The sequence below is a fragment of the Streptomyces sp. M92 genome (assembly GCF_028473745.1).
In the GTDB taxonomy this organism is placed as follows: domain Bacteria; phylum Actinomycetota; class Actinomycetes; order Streptomycetales; family Streptomycetaceae; genus Streptomyces.
In genome coordinates this window covers 2,132,701-2,149,110 of sequence record NZ_CP101137.1, presented here as the reverse complement: position 1 = coordinate 2,149,110, position 16,410 = coordinate 2,132,701, and the positions used below count along the sequence as shown (strand labels likewise).

The window sequence follows — 16,410 nt, the reverse complement described above, 5'->3', positions numbered from 1 at the left end:
AGGTCAGAGGTCTGACCTGGGGTTCACCATGGAGCCGCCTTCGGGATTCGAACCCGAGACCTACGCATTACGAGACCATGAGCGTTCGTGTTGCCCAGTGCCTCGCCATGCCGTCCAGTGACGTTTTTCCTGATCAGAGGATGTGCAACAGGTCGGCCCATGCCATCCCGTGACGCACCGTCCAAAGGCGTCTGTCCACCGGATGTCCACCGGCAGGGCCGCCCAATCAGCTGCCCATCGCCCGCCCCATCACTTCTGGCGAGACCCCGACATGGGCAGAGTCTGCCATGAGGACGACTGCCTGCCTCCACAAGGAGCAACAGCGCGACACTTCGCAACCGGGCGGCAAAGTCCCCATCCACAACGCCAGTCTCAATCAAAACGATATCTATTGCCGTCGGTCGATGCTATCGTTTTCATGACAGAAGCATTCTCGAAGGGACCATCCTCATGGCCAGAACCGTCATCGACCTCGACGAAGACATGGTCACCGAGGCCATGCGCATTTTCGGCACCAAGACCAAGGCCAAAGCTGTCCGCCTCGCCATGGAAGACGCCGTCAAGCGACATCTGCGACAGGAGGGCTTCGACGCCATCGAAGCCGGCGAGCTCGACTTCAGCGAGATCGTGGAGAACACCGGCCCCCGCAACGCCGACGGCTCCCTCAAGCACACCGGCGACCGCGACGGAGGCCGGGCCGCCTGATGCAGGACCGCTACCTGATCGACAAGTCCGCCCTCGCCCGCTGGGCGAAACCGAACGTCAAGGAGGTACTCAAGCCCCTGCACGAGCGCTACCTCCTCGCCGTGTGCCAGCCCACCGAGTACGAGATGATCCACTCCGCACGGGACAGCTCAGAGGCGACCCGGATCAGCACCTGGCTCCATGCCTTCGACTACCTCCGCGCCGACGACCACACCTTCGCCCGCGCCCTGGAAGTCCAACGCCACGCTCTCAACGCAGGCTTCCACCGCGCACTGTCCCTCCCCGACCTACTGATCGCCGCTACGGCAGAACTGCACCGGCGGACAGTCCTCCACTACGACGGCGACTTCGACATGATCGCCTCCCTCACCGGCCAACCCACCGAATGGGTCGTACCGCCCGGCAGCGCCGACCGTTGAGCAGGCCGACCGTCTACCGGGAGAGGTCGGTGGGGGCGAGATCCATCGGGAACGGGACGGCGGTGCGCAACCGGTCGCGGTGGACCCGGTGGTCATGTGTAGCCGGGGTGGTGCCGTCGAACTCATGGGTGTGCACGACCGGCAGACCACGCCACTGATCGCAGCCTTCGGCGTCACGAAATTGCGCGGATCCACTCGTCCTCAGGCGGCGGCACGAAGAAGTAGCCGCCGCCGGTGGCGAGGAGGTACTTTGCCATGGCCTCTCCCTCCAGTCGCTTCTGCACGGCTTCGAAGCCTTTGGCCAGGTCACGCTGGAAGCAGGAGAAGATGAGTCCCTGGTCGTTGTCCTCTCCGCGGTAGTTGTAGCCGCGCCGGACCATGGGCGGTGGGTTGCGCCGGTCCGGAGCCGCTCTGCGGACGTGGGCGTCAAGCGGTGTGATCTTGCCTTGGGGATCGGTCGAGAAGGCGGGCCGCTCGGTGCTGGGGGTTCCGTCCAGCCACCGCCCGTCCCTTCGCCGGCCGATGATGCGCTCCTGCACGTGGACGGTGTCCCGGTCCCAGAAATCGGTCGCGAGCCGGATGATCCGTACAACCTGGTAGCTTCCTCCAACCGCCCAGGACGGCTCGCTCTGGGTGCTGGTGACGATCGCGCGGTCGGCGGTTCCGAGCGGAGTATCGGGGTTTCCGTGTCCTTCGGTGAAGTGAAACGGGTTGCGTGCCAGCCCTCTGCCGTCCTCCTCGCGGTTGTCGGGGCGATCGCCTTTCACGCGCCAGCGCACGTTCCAGTGCGGCAATGCGCCCAGTGTCTCCTCGGCCGCCTCCCGTGCGGCACGCTCCGAGGCTCCGGTGATCTGAAGCAGCAGGTCACCGTGCGACTGGGCGAGGTCCAGCACGTCACCCGCGAACGACGGCATCCGCTTGAGGTGCCGGGGACTCTCCGCGCCAGGTGGAAGCATGCCCTGCCCCAGCGCCAGCCAGGCGGCGACCCCGCCGCCGTCTATCGCCACGACGGCACGGTGTGCGGCCCGTAGCGCGTCGGCCCGCCGTTCGCTGCCTGTGGCCAGGTCGAGGGAGATGACTTGCGCATACGGCAAGGGGGCGGCTCCACGCAGATGAGCCGGCACCTCGTCCCGATGAGAAGGCGACCTGCGCAGAGCGGCCGCACCCACAGCAGTGAGGCCGCCTACTCCGACAGCGGCAGCCGCAGAGGCGCGTAGGATTTGCCGCCGGTTGGTCATACTGATCATTCCGGCCAGTTCAGCTCAACGAGCCGGCCAGGGGTTGCAGGTGAGTAAGACGCGTCGACGACCGTATGCTCAAACACCTTGTACGCCCACAGGTCTGTGCTATCAGGGTGAGCTCCCCTGCCCCTGATGACCCCGTACAGCATCCACCCCGGGCCATCACAGCCGAGCAGTCTCACATCCTTTTTCACCTTTTCGCCGTCCGGCCTTGCACGGACGGTCCAGCCACGCAGTTCCACGCCTGCAGGCCCCATGAATTCGGAGACGCGCCCGCTGCGCGTTCGGATGTCCGCCTGCCACTCGACCCTGTTGGCCTCCCAGGTGGTGTCATGAAAGGCCTGAAGCTGAAGTGATGTCTCCTGCCATGCGACGTCACGGCCTCGAGCCCGTCCCCCGCCCACCCAGGTGCCAGCTCATAGCCTGCCGAAACGGGGATGCGCAGCCCGCCGAAATCAATCTCACCGTCGCGCGCCTCCCTTTCTCCTGCATCCCACGGGCCAGTGAGCACGCCACGCTTCGCTGGATGCAGCGCCGGCACGTCCCCTGCGGAAGACAGTTCGTGACACGCCTTCTCGGACATTTCAAGCAGCTTGTTGAGTTCACCGCCCGAAATTCCATTGCGTTCGACCGCCGTCGCGAGTATTGCTGTCAGATCACTCACGTCCAGCAATTCCCTGCTGTGCAGTTCACGTTGAGCGTCGATATCGCCGAGGGACGAGCGGACGATCAGGTCGACCACCAGCGCGTGGGAGCCAGGCGACCGGAGTTCTGAAACGATGTCTTCGACGACCACGTCGTCCACCTCTCTTCGGAGGTTGACCACGAGTTCGACAGCCGTCACGAGCACCCATCCCGGACTGACACGTTCCGACCGGTCAAGTCTCGCAGCGGCACGGGAACTAGGTGAGATGTGGCCGGTGTCTCGAAATTCTTCCAGCACAGTCCTTGCCGCCCGAATTACCTGAGCCACGAGATCACCTGTTCTTCCACCACTGCTTCATCTTCTGCCAGAGTCTCACCCCGGTGATACCGGCCCCACCGATGCCGTCCGCGGCTCCGTCGGCCTGAGGCCAGGCATGGGCCATGTCCTTGGCCCGGTTCGGCGCACCGGCTACCGCGGATCGCCGGCGCTCAGTCTCCTCACCCATCGCCCGACGGTTCGCCAGGTGAGCCCCTCCGTCCTCAGCACCGACATCCGGGCCCCTCTTGCGAAGCTTGTACCGCGGCGTCGCCACACCGTGGGAGTCGACCTCGAAGACGCGGCAGACCTTGAAACTCTCATTGTGGACAAGTACTGATGTATCGCCCACCTGCACGTAATAGGTGTGCAGGTCATTGATGGTGAGGTTGTAGACGTCCTTGTGCTGCGACCAGCTGCGGACAGCGGTGATCTGTACGAAGGTGCCCGCACTTCACGGTGACCGGCACCGAGTCGCCGTCCACGTCGACATCGACGGCCAGATCGGCCGAGAGGGTCAGCTTGGCACTGCCCTGGGCACCGTCGCGCGGATCCATGATCACCGTATAGGTGCCGGTTTCCGGCAGGTCGGGCAGCCCCTGTGTCCGTGCCCTGGCGGCACTCACCGTCGCAGAGCCGACGACCTCGGCACCGGACGGCGCGACGACGGTGAGACTGAAGGAGCTGGTGAACGCGTTTTCCGTGATGCCGAGCGACAGGTCGTCCCCCGTCGTCGCATTGAACGTCACCTCGGCGTCCTGCCCGGGACGGCTGACCGTCGCGACGGCCGCGTCCCCGGTGCTGCTCAACCGTCCCACGTCCACGGGCCGGGACAGCGTGAGGGCCAGTGTTCCGGTACCGATCCGGGCGGGCTCTGCCGCCAGCCGGTAGGTGCCCGTCTGCGTGAGCGCGTCGCTGTCCCAGTCCGTGGTGTCCTCGGAGGAGACGATGAAGCTGTCCACCCTGCTGCCGTCCGGCGCGTACAGCCGCAAGGAGACGTACGAGGCGAAGCCCGTGGACGTGACGCCGAGCGACACCTTCTGCCCGGCCTCGGCGGTGAAGGAGGCGGTACCGTCCTGCCCGGGCCGGGTGATCGCCATCTGCACGGCCGCGCCCTGTGTGTCGAGTGCCCCCGCCTCCGCGTAGTGCGAGACCGCACAGACCACAAGTGCCCGACTTGCATCGATTTCAAGGTCAACGGACGCAAGAAACCCCAGGTCAAAGCCTTGACCTGGGGTTCGTTATGGAGCCGCCTTCGGGATTCGAACCCGAGACCTACGCATTACGAGTGCGTTGCTCTGGCCATCTGAGCTAAGGCGGCGCGCTGTGCACCCATGGTGCGATCAGCAACGTCGGTAAGTCTACACAGTTTCCGGGGGTGCTTCGCACCCGCCCCGGAGGACCGGCCTCCGGGGCGGGCGGGGCGGGCGTCCGGCGTGGCTACGAGCAGCGCTTGCCGTCCTTTGGCGCGGTGCCGCGCAGGAGGTAGGTGTTGATCGCGGAGTCGATGCAGGCGCTGCCGCGGCCGTAGGCGGTGTGGCCGTCGCCCTCGTAGGTGAGGAGGCGGCCGGAGGAGAGCTGGGAGGCCAGGGCCTCGGCCCAGCGGTAGGGGGTGGCCGGGTCGCGGGTGGTGCCGACCACGACGATCGGGGTGGCGCCGGCGGCCTCGATGCGGTGCGGCTCACCCGTGGGCTCGACCGGCCAGTAGGCGCAGTTCAGGGAGGACCAGGCGAGGCCCTCGCCGAAGACCGGGGAGGCCTTCTCGAAGTCGGGGAGCGCGTCGCGCACCTGGTCCGGGGAGGTGAAGGCGGCGGGGAGGTCGAGGCAGTTCACGGAGGCGTTGGCGAACATCAGGTTGCTGTAGCTGCCGTCGGCCTCGCGCTCGTAGTAGCTGTCGGAGAGGACCAGCAGGCCGGCACCGTCGTTCTCCCTCATCGCCGAGGACAGGGACTCGCGCAGCTGCTGCCAGGCGCCCTCGTCGTACATCGCGGCGATCACGCCGGTGGTGGCGAGTGATTCGGTGAGCTTGCGGCCGTCGGCGTCGCCCGTGGGGATCGGCTTGGCGTCGAGGTCGTCGAAGAAGGCCTTGAGGTTCTTGCCGACCTGGTCGGGGGTGGTGTTCTTGTCGCCGAGGGGGCAGTCGGGCTGGGTCACGCAGTCCTTCGCGAAGGACTGGAACGCCGTCTCGAAGCCGGCCGTCTGCTCCAGGTTCAGGCGGCGCGCGGGCAGGGACGGGTCCATCGCGCCGTCCAGGACCAGACGGCCCGCCCGGTGCGGGAACAGGCCGGCGTACGTCGCCCCGAGGAACGTGCCGTACGAGGCGCCGACGTAGGTCAGCTTCTCGTCGCCGAGCACCGCCCGCAGGATGTCCATGTCGCGGGCCGCCTCGACGGTCGACATGTGCCGCAGCAGCTTCGGCGCGTCCGCCCCGCAGCCCTCGGCGAACTCCTTGTACGCGTCGACAAGCTCGTCCGTCTCCCCCTCGTCGTCCGGGGTGACGTCCGTCTGCGTGTACGCGTCCATCTCACGGCCGTCGAGGCACTCGACGGGCTCGCTGCGGGCCACGCCCCGGGGGTCCACCGCCACCATGTCGTACTGGGCGCGGACCTCCTCCGGGTAGCCGATGCCCGCGTACTGCTGGAGGTAGCCGATCGCCGAGCCGCCCGGGCCGCCCGGGTTCACCAGCAGCGAGCCGAGGCGCTCGCCCGGGCCGGTGGCCTTCTTGCGGGCCACGGCGAGCCGGACGTCGCCCTCGGCCGGCTTCGCGTAGTCGAGCGGGGCCTTCATGGTGGCGCACTGGAAGCCGGGGACGCCGCAGTCGCGCCAGCCGAGCTTCTGCTCGTAGTACGGCGCCAGCTCGGAGGGGGTGGCCTGCGGCAGCGCGGCCAGCGAGGTCTCGGCCGCCTCCGTCGATCCCGCCGCCTCGGCCGCCGCCGGGCCGGCGGACGTCGACGCGCCCTGGGCGGAGCAGGCGCCGGCGAGCAGCGCGGTGGCGAGCAGCGTGGCGGCGGTACGGGTCCTGCCGATGCGGGTCCTGCGGTGGGTGCGCCATGTGTGCATTCAGCGAGATTAACTCTCCGCGACCGACCTGACGCTCAGCGTGCTCGACGTGCCTCGTACGAGTTACCCGGTCAACCGGGCCGGTCCGGTACCGGCCGGGGCGGCCCGGTCAGCCCGCTCTCAGGGCCATCGTCATCGCCTCCACCGCGAGCAGCGGCGGCACATTGCGGTCGAGGGCCTCCCCGCAGGCGGCGACGGCCTCGATGCGGCGGAGCGTGGCCTCCGGGGAGCTGCCGCGGGCGATGCGCTCCAGGGCGTCCTCGGCGTCGGCGTTGGCGATCGCCACGCGGGAGCCGAGCTGGAGGGCGAGCACGTCGCGGTAGAAGGCGGTGAGGTCGGTCAGGGCGAGGTCGAGACTGTCGCGCTGGGTGCGGGTGCGGCGGCGCTTCTGGTTGTCCTCCAGCTCCTTGACCACGCCCGCCGTGCCGCGCGGCAACCGGCCGCCCTGGGCCGCGCCGAGGGCCGCCTTCAGTTCCTCGGTCTCCTTGGTGTCCATCTCCTCGGCGAGCTGCTTGGCGTCCGCGGCCGCGGCGTCCACCAGCTCCTGGGCCGCCTTGAGCGCGCCGCCGACGTCCTCGACCCGCAGCGGCAGCTTCAGCACCGCGGCCCGGCGATCGCGGGCGGTGGGGTCGGTGGCCAGGCGCCGGGCGCGGTCGACGTGGCCCTGGGTGGCGCGGGCCGCGGCCGCGGCGACGTCCGGCTCGATGCCCTCGCGGCGGACGAGCATGTCGGCCACGGCCTCCACCGAGGGGGTGCGCAGATTCAGGTGGCGGCAGCGGGAGCGGATGGTGGGCAGGACGTCCTCGATGGACGGGGCGCACAGCAGCCACACCGTCCGTGGGGCGGGCTCCTCGACGGCCTTGAGGACGGCGTTGGCGGACTTCTCGTTCAGCCGCTCGGCGTCCTCGACGAGGATGATCTGCCACCGGCCGTTCGCCGGTGAGGTGAAGGACTTGCGGACGGTGTCCCGCATGTCGGCGACGCGGATCTCCGCGCCGACGGCGGTGACCGTGCTGACGTCCGCGTGGGTGCCGACGAGGGCGGTGTGGCAGCCGTCGCAGAAGCCGCAGCCGGGGACTCCGCCGAGCGCCCGGTCGGGGCTCACGCACTGGAGCGCGGCGGCGAAGGAGCGTGCCGTCTGCGTCACCCCAGAGCCGGGCGGCCCGGTGAACAGCCAGGCATGGGTCATGCTCGACGCCTCGGGCAGCGGGCCGTCGGCCGCGGCGGCGGTGACGAAGGCGTCGGCGTCCCGGGCGGCGGCGGCGAGCTGCTCGCTCACCCTCTCCTGCCCGACGAGGTCGTCCCACACGCTCATGGGTCACGCCGTCCTTCCGTCACACTCCGTCGTCGTACCGCGCCGCGCCCCGCACTCCGCGTCGCGCCCTCCATTGTGCGGGGCGGCACTGACAACGGGCGCCGGGGCCCGGAAGGGCGGGGCGCCGGGGGCTCAGCGCCGTCCCCGGCCGCCCTTGCCGCGACGGCCTCCGTCGCCACCCTGACCACCGTGACCGTCGCGGCCTCCGTCGCCGCTGCCGTCCGCCTCGGGGGCGCCCCCGTCGCGCGGGCCGAGCAGTTCGTCCGCCAGCGTCGGCAGGTCGTCCAGCGGGGTCTCCTCGGCCCAGTCGGAGCGCCGCCTGCGGGGCGGTGCCTGGCCGGGGTCGACGCGGGGCAGCTCGCGGGTGCGGTCCTGGGGTTCCGCGGAACGGCCGGAACCGGTGGCCGGGTCCTCCTTGCGGAAGTAGTCCGACGGCACCCGGTCGGCGGGGTCCTCCGCGCGCACGGGCGGCAGCACGGCCGTCTCGTCGGCGGCCGACGGCGTGACGGGCGGCAGGACCGCCGTCTCGTCCCCGGCCCGCGGCTCCACCGCCGGCAGGACCGCCGTCTCGTCCGCCGCGCCCGCCGGTGCGGGCGGCTTGGGCAGCTCGGTCGTCACCTCGGACTCGGACTCCCCGGACGCCCCACCGTCACCCGGGCCGGCGTCACCGGCCTCACCGGCGTCGCCGTGCGGATCCTCGGGGTCCCGCACCGGCCGCAGTACCGCCGTGTCCTCCACCGGACCGCCGGACGCGTTCGTCGGGGTCACGATCGGGGTCGGCACGGTCACCGCGTCCGAGTGGTGCGGTGCGGACGGTGCCGGGCGGGGCGCGTCGGCCGCGGGCGGAGCCGTCGGCTTCGGGCCGGTCGCGGCGGCCGCAGCCGCCTGCTCCGCCGCCCGGCGTGCCTCCTCGGCCCGCATCAGGGCCTCCTCGGCCTTGCGCTGCTTCTCCAGGCGCCGGGCCTCGGCCTCGGCCCGCAGCCGCTCCTCCTCCTCGGCCTGCTTGCGCCGCCGCTCCTCCTCTGCCCGGCGACGCGCCTCCTCCTCGGCCCGCGCTTTCTCCTCGGCGAGGAGCCGGGCCCGCTCCTCCTCGGCCTTGCGGCGCGCCTCCTCGGCCCGCTGCCGGGCCTCCTCCGCCTGGCGCTCGGCCTCGCGCCGCTGCGCCTCCTCCAGCTCGCGGCGCTTGCGCTCCTCCTCCTCGGCGCGCAGCCGCTCCAGCTGTTCGAGGCGCTCGCGCTCCAGGCGCTCCTCCTCGGCCTTGCGCGCGGCCTCTTCCTCGGCCTTGCGGCGCGCCTCCTCCTCGGCCTTGCGCCGTGCCTCCTCCCGGGCCTTGATCTCGGCCTCGGACAGCGGAAGCACCTGGTCGAGCCGGTGGCGTACGACGGTGGTGACGGCCTCGGGCTCCTGGCCGGCGTCCACGACGAGGTAGCGGCCGGGGTCGGCGGCGGCCAGGGCGAGGAAGCCGGAGCGCACCCGCGTGTGGAACTCGGCGGGCTCCGACTCCAGCCGGTCCGGCGCCTCGGTGAACCGCTCGCGCGCGGCTTCCGGCGAGACGTCCAGCAGGACGGTCAGGTGCGGTACGAGCCCGTTGGTCGCCCAGCGGTTGATGCGGGCGATCTCGGTCGGCGACAGGTCGCGCCCGGCGCCCTGGTAGGCCACCGAGGAGTCGATGTAGCGGTCGGAGATGACCACGGCGCCGCGCTCCAGAGCGGGCCGGACCACGGTGTCGACGTGCTCCGCGCGGTCGGCGGCGTACAGCAGCGCCTCCGCGCGGTGCGACAGACCGGCGCTCGACACGTCGAGCAGGATGGAGCGCAGGCGCTTGCCTACGGGGGTCGCCCCGGGCTCCCGGGTCAGCACGACCTCGTGGCCCTTGCCCCTGATCCACTCGGCGAGGGCCTCGGCCTGGGTGGACTTGCCGGCGCCGTCGCCGCCCTCCAGGGCGATGAAGAATCCGTTCGCCTCGGGCGTGGGCACCGGGTCGTCGCCGCCGAGCAGCGCGTCGCGCAGGTCGTGCCGCAGCGGCACCCCGGAGCGATCGTCGACCTTGGCCAGCACCAGCGCGGCCACCGGCAGCAGCAGCGCGCCGGCCAGCATCAGGACGAACGCGGCGCCGCCGTGCGCGAAGACGAACTTGCCGCTCTCCAGGCGGTGCGGCCCGATCGACGCCGCCACCACCGGGGCGGCGACCGCACCGAGCGTCACGGACACCCGGACCACCGCGTGCAGGTGCTCGGTGGTCCGCGCCCGCCGGTGGTCCTCGGTCTCCTGGTCGAGCAGGGTGTGCCCGGTGTTCGCGGCCACGCCCGCGGCGACGCCGGTCAGCGCCAGGAGCAGCAGGACGGTGGTGTCGTCCGGGACCAGCCCGGCGGCCAGCAGGGCGACGCCGGCGAAGGCGATCGCCAGCGCCAGCAGCCGCCGGCGCGACAGAGAGGGCAGCAGGGCGGGCGCCGTGCGGATGCCGACGACGACGCCGCCGGTCAGCGCGCCGATCATGAGCCCGTACAGCACCGGGCCGCCGCCGAGGTCCTTGGCGTGCAGCACCGCCACGGCGACCGCGGCGGCCACCACCGCGGCGACCGCGGCGCAGGCGAGGACCAGCAGGGGCAGGGCTCCCGTGCGGCCCTTGTCGACGCCCGAGCCGCTCTTCGGGCGGCGTGCGCCCTCCAGCGGCGACCGCGCGCGGGGGGTGCGCACCGAGGGCAGCTCCAGGAAGGTCACCACGGACAGGGACGCGGCGAACAGCCCGGCCGCCACGTACGAGGCGAGGGCCGCCTGGTGCTCGGCGAACCAGTCGACGCCGGCGCCCAGCAGGTTGTTCAGCAGGCCCGCGACGACCAGGGCGGCGCCGGCGAGCGGGACCGCGACGAAGCCCGTGCGCAGCGACAGGCGGCGCAGCGCGTCCATGTGGTCCGGCAGCGGGCGTACCGTCGCGCCCTCCGGGGGCGGCGCGGGCAGCAGCGCGGGCGCGGCGCTGTCCCGGCACACCGTCCAGAAGCGCTCGGCGACCCCGGTGACGAAGGCGGTCACCAGGAGGTAGGCCAGCGCGTCGTCCGGCGTCCAGTCGATCCACAGCGGCGCCACGATCAGCAGCGCGGCGCGCAGCCCGTCGGCGCCGACCATGGTCCAGCGGCGGTCGAGCGGACCCTCGGGAGAGGTGAGCGAGGTGAGCGGGCCGAGCAGTACGGCGCCGAAGAGGAGCGTCGCGAGGATGCGTACGCCGAAAACGGTCGCCACTGCGAACGCCACGCCCCGGTACCCACCCCCGAGGGAGCCCGCGCCGATCGCGGCCTGCACGGCGAGGAGGACCAGCACCAGGAGGGCGAGGATGTCGCCGACACCCCCCACCAGCTGTGCGCTCCACAACCGCCTCAGCTGCGGTCGGCGCAGCAGGGCGCGGACGGCACGCTCGCGGGAGTCCGCGACGAGGGCGTCGTCCGGGGCGGGGTGAGGGGCCGTTGGCTGCTCGGCTCGCGTCATGCGTTCAGCCTATAGGTCGGCGCGGACAGTCCGGCGTTCCCGGCCGAACGCGCGCACGCCCCGGCACCGCGAGGGTGCCGGGGCGTTCGCTCAGCGAACGACGGAGACCGCCGACGCGTACTGCTGAGGCGGGCTCAGTCCTGCGAACCCTTGTCGGCGGTCGCCTTCTCGGCGGCCGTCTTGGTGGCGGTCTTCTTCGCCGCCGTCTTGGCCGTGGTCTTCTTCGCGGCCGTCGTCTTGGCCGCCGCCGTCTTCTTGGCGGCGGTCTTCTTGGCGGGCGCCTTCTTGGCGGCCGTCTTCTTCGTGGTCTTATTCGCCGTCTTCTTGGCGGGGCCCTTGGCGCGCTTCTCGGCGAGCAGCTCGTAGCCGCGCTCCGGCGTGATGTCCTCGACGCTGTCACCGGAGCGCAGGGTCGCGTTGGTCTCGCCGTCGGTGACGTACGGGCCGAAGCGGCCGTCCTTGACCACGACCGGCTTCTCGCTGACCGGGTCGGTGCCCAGCTCCTTCAGCGGCGGCTTGGCCGCGGCCCGGCCACGCTGCTTGGGCTGGGCGTAGATCGCCAGCGCCTCCTCCAGCGTGATCGTGAAGAGCTGCTCCTCGGAGGTGAGGGAGCGGGAGTCCGTGCCCTTCTTCAGGTACGGGCCGTAGCGGCCGTTCTGCGCGGTGATCTCGACGCCCTCCGCGTCGGTGCCGACGACGCGCGGCAGCGACATGAGCTTCAGGGCGTCGTCGAGGGTCACCGTGTCCAGGGACATCGACTTGAACAGCGAGGCCGTACGCGGCTTCACGGCGTTCTTGCCGGTCTTCGGGGTGCCCTCGGGCAGCACCTCGGTGACGTACGGGCCGTAGCGGCCGTCCTTGGCGACGATGGCGTGGCCGGTGGCCGGGTCGGTGCCCAGCTCGAAGTCGCCACTCGGCTTGGCGAGCAGTTCCTCGGCCAGCTCCACGGAGAGCTCGTCGGGCGCCAGGTCCTCGGGGACGTCGGCGCGCTGGTGGTTCTCGGAGTCCTTCTCGCCGCGCTCGACGTACGGGCCGTAGCGGCCGACGCGCAGCTTGATGTCGTTGCCGACGGGGAAGGAGGACACCTCGCGCGCGTCGATCGCGCCGAGGTCGGTCACCAGCTCCTTGAGGCCGCCGAGGTGGTCCCCGTCGCCGTTGCCCGCGTCGGCGGCGCCGCCGTCGCCCGCGCCGTCGCCCTCGCCGAAGTAGAAGCGCCGCAGCCACGGCACCGCCTGGGCCTCGCCGCGGGCGATGGCGTCGAGGTCGTCCTCCATCTTGGCGGTGAAGTCGTAGTCGACGAGCCGCCCGAAGTGCTTCTCCAGGAGGTTGACCACGGCGAAGGAGAGGAAGGACGGGACGAGCGCCGTGCCCTTCTTGAAGACGTAGCCGCGGTCCAGGATGGTGCCGATGATCGACGCGTACGTCGAGGGGCGGCCGATCTCGCGCTCTTCCAGCTCCTTGACCAGCGACGCCTCGGTGTAGCGGGCCGGGGGCTTGGTGGCGTGGCCGTCGACCGTGATCTCCTCGGCCGTCAGCGCGTCGCCCTCGGCTACCTGCGGCAGCCGGCGCTCGCGGTCGTCCAGCTCGGCGTTCGGGTCGTCGGCGCCCTCGACGTAGGCCTTGAGGAAGCCGTGGAAGGTGATCGTCTTGCCGGACGCGCTGAACTCGACGTCCCGGCCGTCGGAGGCGGCGCCGCCGATCTTCACGGTGACGCTGTTGCCGGTCGCGTCCTTCATCTGGGAGGCGACGGTCCGCTTCCAGATCAGCTCGTACAGCTTGAACTGGTCGCCGGTCAGCCCGGTCTCGGCGGGCGTGCGGAAGCGGTCCCCGGAGGGGCGGATCGCCTCGTGCGCCTCCTGCGCGTTCTTGACCTTGCCGGCGTACGTCCGCGGCTGGGCGGGCAGGTAGTCGGCGCCGTACAGCTGCGTGACCTGGGCGCGGGCGGCGGCGACCGCCGTGTCGCTCAGCGTCGTCGAGTCCGTACGCATGTAGGTGATGTAGCCGTTCTCGTACAGCTTCTGCGCGATCTGCATCGTCGCCTTGGCGCCGAAGCCGAGCTTGCGCGAGGCCTCCTGCTGGAGCGTCGTCGTACGGAACGGGGCGTACGGCGAGCGGCGGTACGGCTTGGACTCGACGGAGCGGACCGCGAAGCGCGTGTCCTCCAGGGCGGCGGCGAGCGCGCGGGCGTTCGCCTCGTCGAGGTGGAGGGTGTTGGCGCTCTTGAGCTGCCCCAGGGAGTCGAAGTCGCGGCCCTGCGCGACACGCCGGCCGTCGACCGTCTGGAGGCGGGCGACCAGCGAGGACGGGTCGGAAGCGTCGCCCGCGCGGCCGGTGGCGAAGGTGCCGGTCAGGTCCCAGTACTCGGCGGAGCGGAACGCCATGCGCTCGCGCTCCCGCTCGACGACGAGCCGGGTCGCGACGGACTGGACGCGGCCTGCCGACAGGCGCGGCATGACCTTCTTCCACAGGACCGGCGAGACCTCGTAGCCGTAGAGGCGGTCGAGGATGCGGCGGGTCTCCTGGGCGTCGACGAGCTTCTGGTTGAGCTGGCGCGGGTTGGCGACGGCGGCCCGGATCGCGTCCTTGGTGATCTCGTGGAACACCATGCGCTTGACCGGGATCTTCGGCTTGAGGACTTCCTGGAGGTGCCAGGCGATGGCTTCGCCCTCGCGGTCCTCATCGGTGGCGAGGAAGAGCTCGTCGGACTCCTTCAGCAGGTCCTTGAGCTTCTTGACCTGGGCCTTCTTGTCGGCGTTGACCACATAGATGGGCTGGAAGTCGTGTTCTACGTCCACACCGAGGCGGCGGACCTCGCCGGTGTACTTCTCCGGCACCTCCGCCGCGCCGCTGGGAAGGTCGCGGATGTGCCCGACGCTCGCCTCGACGACGTAGCCAGGGCCGAGATAGCCCTTGATCGTCTTCGCCTTGGCAGGCGACTCGACGATGACGAGTCGGCGGCCGCCGTTCGCGGTCTCGCTGGTCGGGGACAACTTCGCTCTTCTCTCCGGTCGACGCTGGGGCCTCCCCAGGCAGTGCTCCCGGGGTCGGGTCGTGCTGCGTTTCGGTCGTGACGCTGCGGAGTGTGACGGTACCTCCCGCCCCCGTGTCAAACGGGAAAAGCCCGCAACGGCCACTCGAACGGTAACCCGACGAACCCTGTTCCTGCCGCCCGGAGTGCTGACCGGCCCGGACGCGCGCATCCGGAGCGCGACCCGCCGGTTACCCGGGCGGGGGTGCGGCCGGGGTCCGGAACCGGCCCCTCAGACGCGGGTCAGGCACCAGGCCCCGACGGCCAGCGCGACGACTCCGGCGAGGCTCGCGACGGCCGCCGATGCGACGGGGCTCACACCGAGCGCGACGGGGCGGCCGTGCCGCACGCGTGTCGCGGTCCACACCAGCAGACCGGCCCCGAACAGGGCGAACACCAAGCCCGCGAAGATCGCCGGTCCGCTCTCCATGGCCCCGTGCCCCTTTTCTCCAGCCCGCGCGTGTCCAGCCCCGGGGAGGCTGTCACGCGCGGGCGGCGGGGAAACGAACCCGAGGTGAACGGGGAGCCGACGGGCCCGACGGCTCGGGACCCGTGGCTCGTTTCCCCGCCCTCGTGGAACCGGGAGCCGGGGGCCGGCAGCCAGGAGCCGAGAGCCACCGGGGCCGGTCGGCCGTCCCGCTACGCCGGTTCGATGAAGCCCTGCTCCACCAGCAGCCGGATCTGGGCGGGCGTGCGGTCGCGCAGCGCCACCGGGTCCTCACCGACCAGCTGGGCGATGGCGTCCAGGATGCGGCCGGCACTCATGGTGCCGTCGCAGACGCCCGCGAAGCCGGCGCCGACCGTGTCGACGCGGGTGGCGCGGCGCATGCCGCGGTTCTGGCGCAGCACGACGTGCTCGGGGTCCTCGGCGCCGGGCAGGCCGACCTGTTCCTGGACGACCTCGCCGGCCAGCGTGAAACGGGCCTCCAGGAGGGCCGCGTCGTCGTGGGCGCGCAGGTAGTCGACGCGGTCGAAGTGCTCGCGCACCGTCTCGCCGAGGGGCTGCTCGACGGGGTGCGGCCACTCCTCGACGGTGACCGAGGGCTCGGCGGCCCCGGTGCGGCGCAGGGTGATCCAGCCGAAGCCGACGGCCTTGACCTTGCGCGCCTCGAACTCGTCCAGCCACGCGTCGTACCGCGCCTGGTACTCGGCCGGGTCGGCGCGGTGGTCGCCGGCGTCCCGGAGCCACAGCTCGGCGTACTGCGTGACGTCCTGCACCTCGCGCTGCACGATCCAGGCGTCGCAGCCGCGCGGCACCCAGGAGCGCAGCCGGTCCGTCCAGTCCTCCCCCTCCACGTGCTGCCAGTTGGCGAGGAAGTGCGCGAACCCGCCCTCGGTCAGCTTCTCCCCCGTCTCCTGAACGAGCGACCGGCACAGATCGTCCCCGCCCATCCCACCGTCCCGGTAGGTGAGGCGGGCGCCGGGTGAGATCACGAACGGCGGGTTGGAGACGATCAGGTCGTACGTCTCGTCGTCGCGGACGGGCGCGTACAGGGAGCCCTCGCGCAGGTCGGCGGCCGGAGCTCCGGAGAGGGCGAGGGTGAGCGCGGTGATGTGCAGCGCGCGCGGGTTCACGTCGGTCGCGGTCACGCGCGTGGCGTGGCGGGAGGCGTGCAGGGCCTGGATGCCGGAGCCGGTGCCGAGGTCGAGGGCGGCGGAGACGGGCGTACGGACGGTGAGGGCGGCCAGTGTCATGGAGGCCCCGCCGACGCCGAGGACGACGCCCTCCGCGCGGTGGCCGATCCCGCCCGCGCCGCCGACGGCGCAGCCCAGGTCGGAGACGATGAACCAGTCCTCACCGTCGGGCCCGCCGTACGGCCGTACGTCCACGGTGGCGGCCACCTCGTCGTCGCCCGCGCGGACGAGCCAGCCGCTCTCCAGGCAGGCGTCGACGGGCAGGACGTCCGCCACGCGCGCGTGGGGCACGGGTTGCTGGAGCAGGAACAGCCTGACGAGCCGTTCGAGCGGCGTGTCGCCGCGGGTGGCCCGCAGGGCGGGCACGGTCTCGCTGCGGGACAGCGCCGCGTAGGCGGGTGCGCCGAGCAGCTCCAGCAGCCCGTCGGCGGTGAAGGACGCCCCGAGCAGGGCGTCCCGCAGCCGGGCGGAGACGTCGGGCCGGTCGGCGGAGGGCAGGGGGGACAGGCTGGCGTTACTCACACCCCCATTGTGGCCCGCCTCGCGCCCCCTGCCTCCGGAGCGGA

14 protein-coding genes and 1 tRNA gene are annotated in these 16,410 nt (G+C 71.6%); 4 read left to right on the top strand and 11 right to left on the bottom strand.

Annotated elements, in window-relative coordinates; genetic code table 11:
- Window positions 1–450 precede the first annotated feature (450 nt).
- Window positions 451–705: a type II toxin-antitoxin system VapB family antitoxin gene (locus tag M6G08_RS09790; RefSeq protein ID WP_224299842.1), complete on the top strand. Its 255-nt coding sequence runs from the start codon at window positions 451–453 to the stop codon at window positions 703–705.
- A complete protein-coding gene (locus tag M6G08_RS09785) occupies window positions 705–1,124 on the top strand; it encodes a PIN domain nuclease (RefSeq protein WP_272586780.1) in 420 nt (139 codons plus the stop codon). The genes M6G08_RS09790 and M6G08_RS09785 overlap by 1 nt, the downstream gene beginning before the upstream one ends.
- A 13-nt stretch (window positions 1,125–1,137) precedes the next feature.
- Here M6G08_RS09785 and M6G08_RS09780 read toward each other — a convergent pair whose 3' ends face one another.
- Genes M6G08_RS09780 through M6G08_RS35985 form a run of 3 tightly spaced genes read right to left on the bottom strand, consistent with a single transcriptional unit; the run spans window position 1,138 to window position 2,769 of the window.
- Window positions 1,138–1,260, bottom strand: coding sequence for a hypothetical protein (locus tag M6G08_RS09780; protein WP_272586779.1), 123 nt, complete (start codon window positions 1,258–1,260; stop codon window positions 1,138–1,140).
- Between the two features lie 37 nt (window positions 1,261–1,297).
- On the bottom strand, window positions 1,298–2,362 hold the full coding sequence (locus M6G08_RS09775) for a Dyp-type peroxidase (RefSeq protein WP_272591297.1): 1,065 nt from the start codon (window positions 2,360–2,362) through the stop codon (window positions 1,298–1,300).
- A gap of 5 nt (window positions 2,363–2,367) precedes the next feature.
- Window positions 2,368–2,769, bottom strand: coding sequence for a DUF3710 domain-containing protein (locus M6G08_RS35985; protein ID WP_443048773.1), 402 nt, complete (start codon window positions 2,767–2,769; stop codon window positions 2,368–2,370).
- A 158-nt stretch (window positions 2,770–2,927) separates the two neighbouring features.
- On the opposite strand from M6G08_RS35985, the gene M6G08_RS35980 reads away from it, so the two are divergent.
- The gene (locus tag M6G08_RS35980) at window positions 2,928–3,140 is read left to right on the top strand and encodes a hypothetical protein (protein ID WP_443048772.1); all 213 of its coding nucleotides are present in this window, start codon (window positions 2,928–2,930) and stop codon (window positions 3,138–3,140) included.
- A gap of 560 nt (window positions 3,141–3,700) precedes the next feature.
- Here M6G08_RS35980 and M6G08_RS09765 read toward each other — a convergent pair.
- A complete protein-coding gene (locus M6G08_RS09765) occupies window positions 3,701–4,288 on the bottom strand; it encodes a hypothetical protein (protein ID WP_272586777.1) in 588 nt (195 codons plus the stop codon).
- On the opposite strand from M6G08_RS09765, the gene M6G08_RS09760 reads away from it, so the two are divergent.
- The gene (locus M6G08_RS09760) at window positions 4,275–4,472 is read left to right on the top strand and encodes a hypothetical protein (protein WP_272586776.1); all 198 of its coding nucleotides are present in this window, start codon (window positions 4,275–4,277) and stop codon (window positions 4,470–4,472) included. The two genes, M6G08_RS09765 and M6G08_RS09760, sit on opposite strands and share 14 nt — an antisense overlap.
- A 98-nt stretch (window positions 4,473–4,570) precedes the next feature.
- Here the strand turns inward: M6G08_RS09760 and M6G08_RS09755 are convergent.
- The 7 genes from M6G08_RS09755 to M6G08_RS09725 all read right to left on the bottom strand — a co-directional run bounded on the left by M6G08_RS09755 (window position 4,571) and on the right by M6G08_RS09725 (window position 16,366).
- Window positions 4,571–4,647, bottom strand: a tRNA-Thr gene (locus tag M6G08_RS09755).
- A gap of 119 nt (window positions 4,648–4,766) precedes the next feature.
- A complete protein-coding gene (locus M6G08_RS09750; protein WP_272586775.1) occupies window positions 4,767–6,386 on the bottom strand; it encodes an alpha/beta hydrolase in 1,620 nt (539 codons plus the stop codon).
- Window positions 6,387–6,495: 109 nt separating this feature from the next.
- Window positions 6,496–7,701: a DNA polymerase III subunit delta' gene (locus M6G08_RS09745; RefSeq protein ID WP_272586774.1), complete on the bottom strand. Its 1,206-nt coding sequence runs from the start codon at window positions 7,699–7,701 to the stop codon at window positions 6,496–6,498.
- A 132-nt stretch (window positions 7,702–7,833) separates the two neighbouring features.
- The gene (tmk, locus tag M6G08_RS09740; protein ID WP_272586773.1) at window positions 7,834–11,181 is read right to left on the bottom strand and encodes a dTMP kinase; all 3,348 of its coding nucleotides are present in this window, start codon (window positions 11,179–11,181) and stop codon (window positions 7,834–7,836) included.
- A 134-nt stretch (window positions 11,182–11,315) separates the two neighbouring features.
- Window positions 11,316–14,171, bottom strand: a complete 2,856-nt coding sequence (topA, locus tag M6G08_RS09735; RefSeq protein ID WP_272586772.1) for a type I DNA topoisomerase — start codon at window positions 14,169–14,171, stop codon at window positions 11,316–11,318.
- Window positions 14,172–14,441: 270 nt separating this feature from the next.
- Window positions 14,442–14,639, bottom strand: a complete 198-nt coding sequence (locus M6G08_RS09730; protein WP_217247657.1) for a hypothetical protein — start codon at window positions 14,637–14,639, stop codon at window positions 14,442–14,444.
- Window positions 14,640–14,848: 209 nt separating this feature from the next.
- Entirely contained in the window at window positions 14,849–16,366 is a 1,518-nt protein-coding gene (locus M6G08_RS09725; RefSeq protein WP_272586771.1) for a DUF7059 domain-containing protein, read from the bottom strand.
- Between the last annotated feature and the right edge of the window lie 44 nt (window positions 16,367–16,410).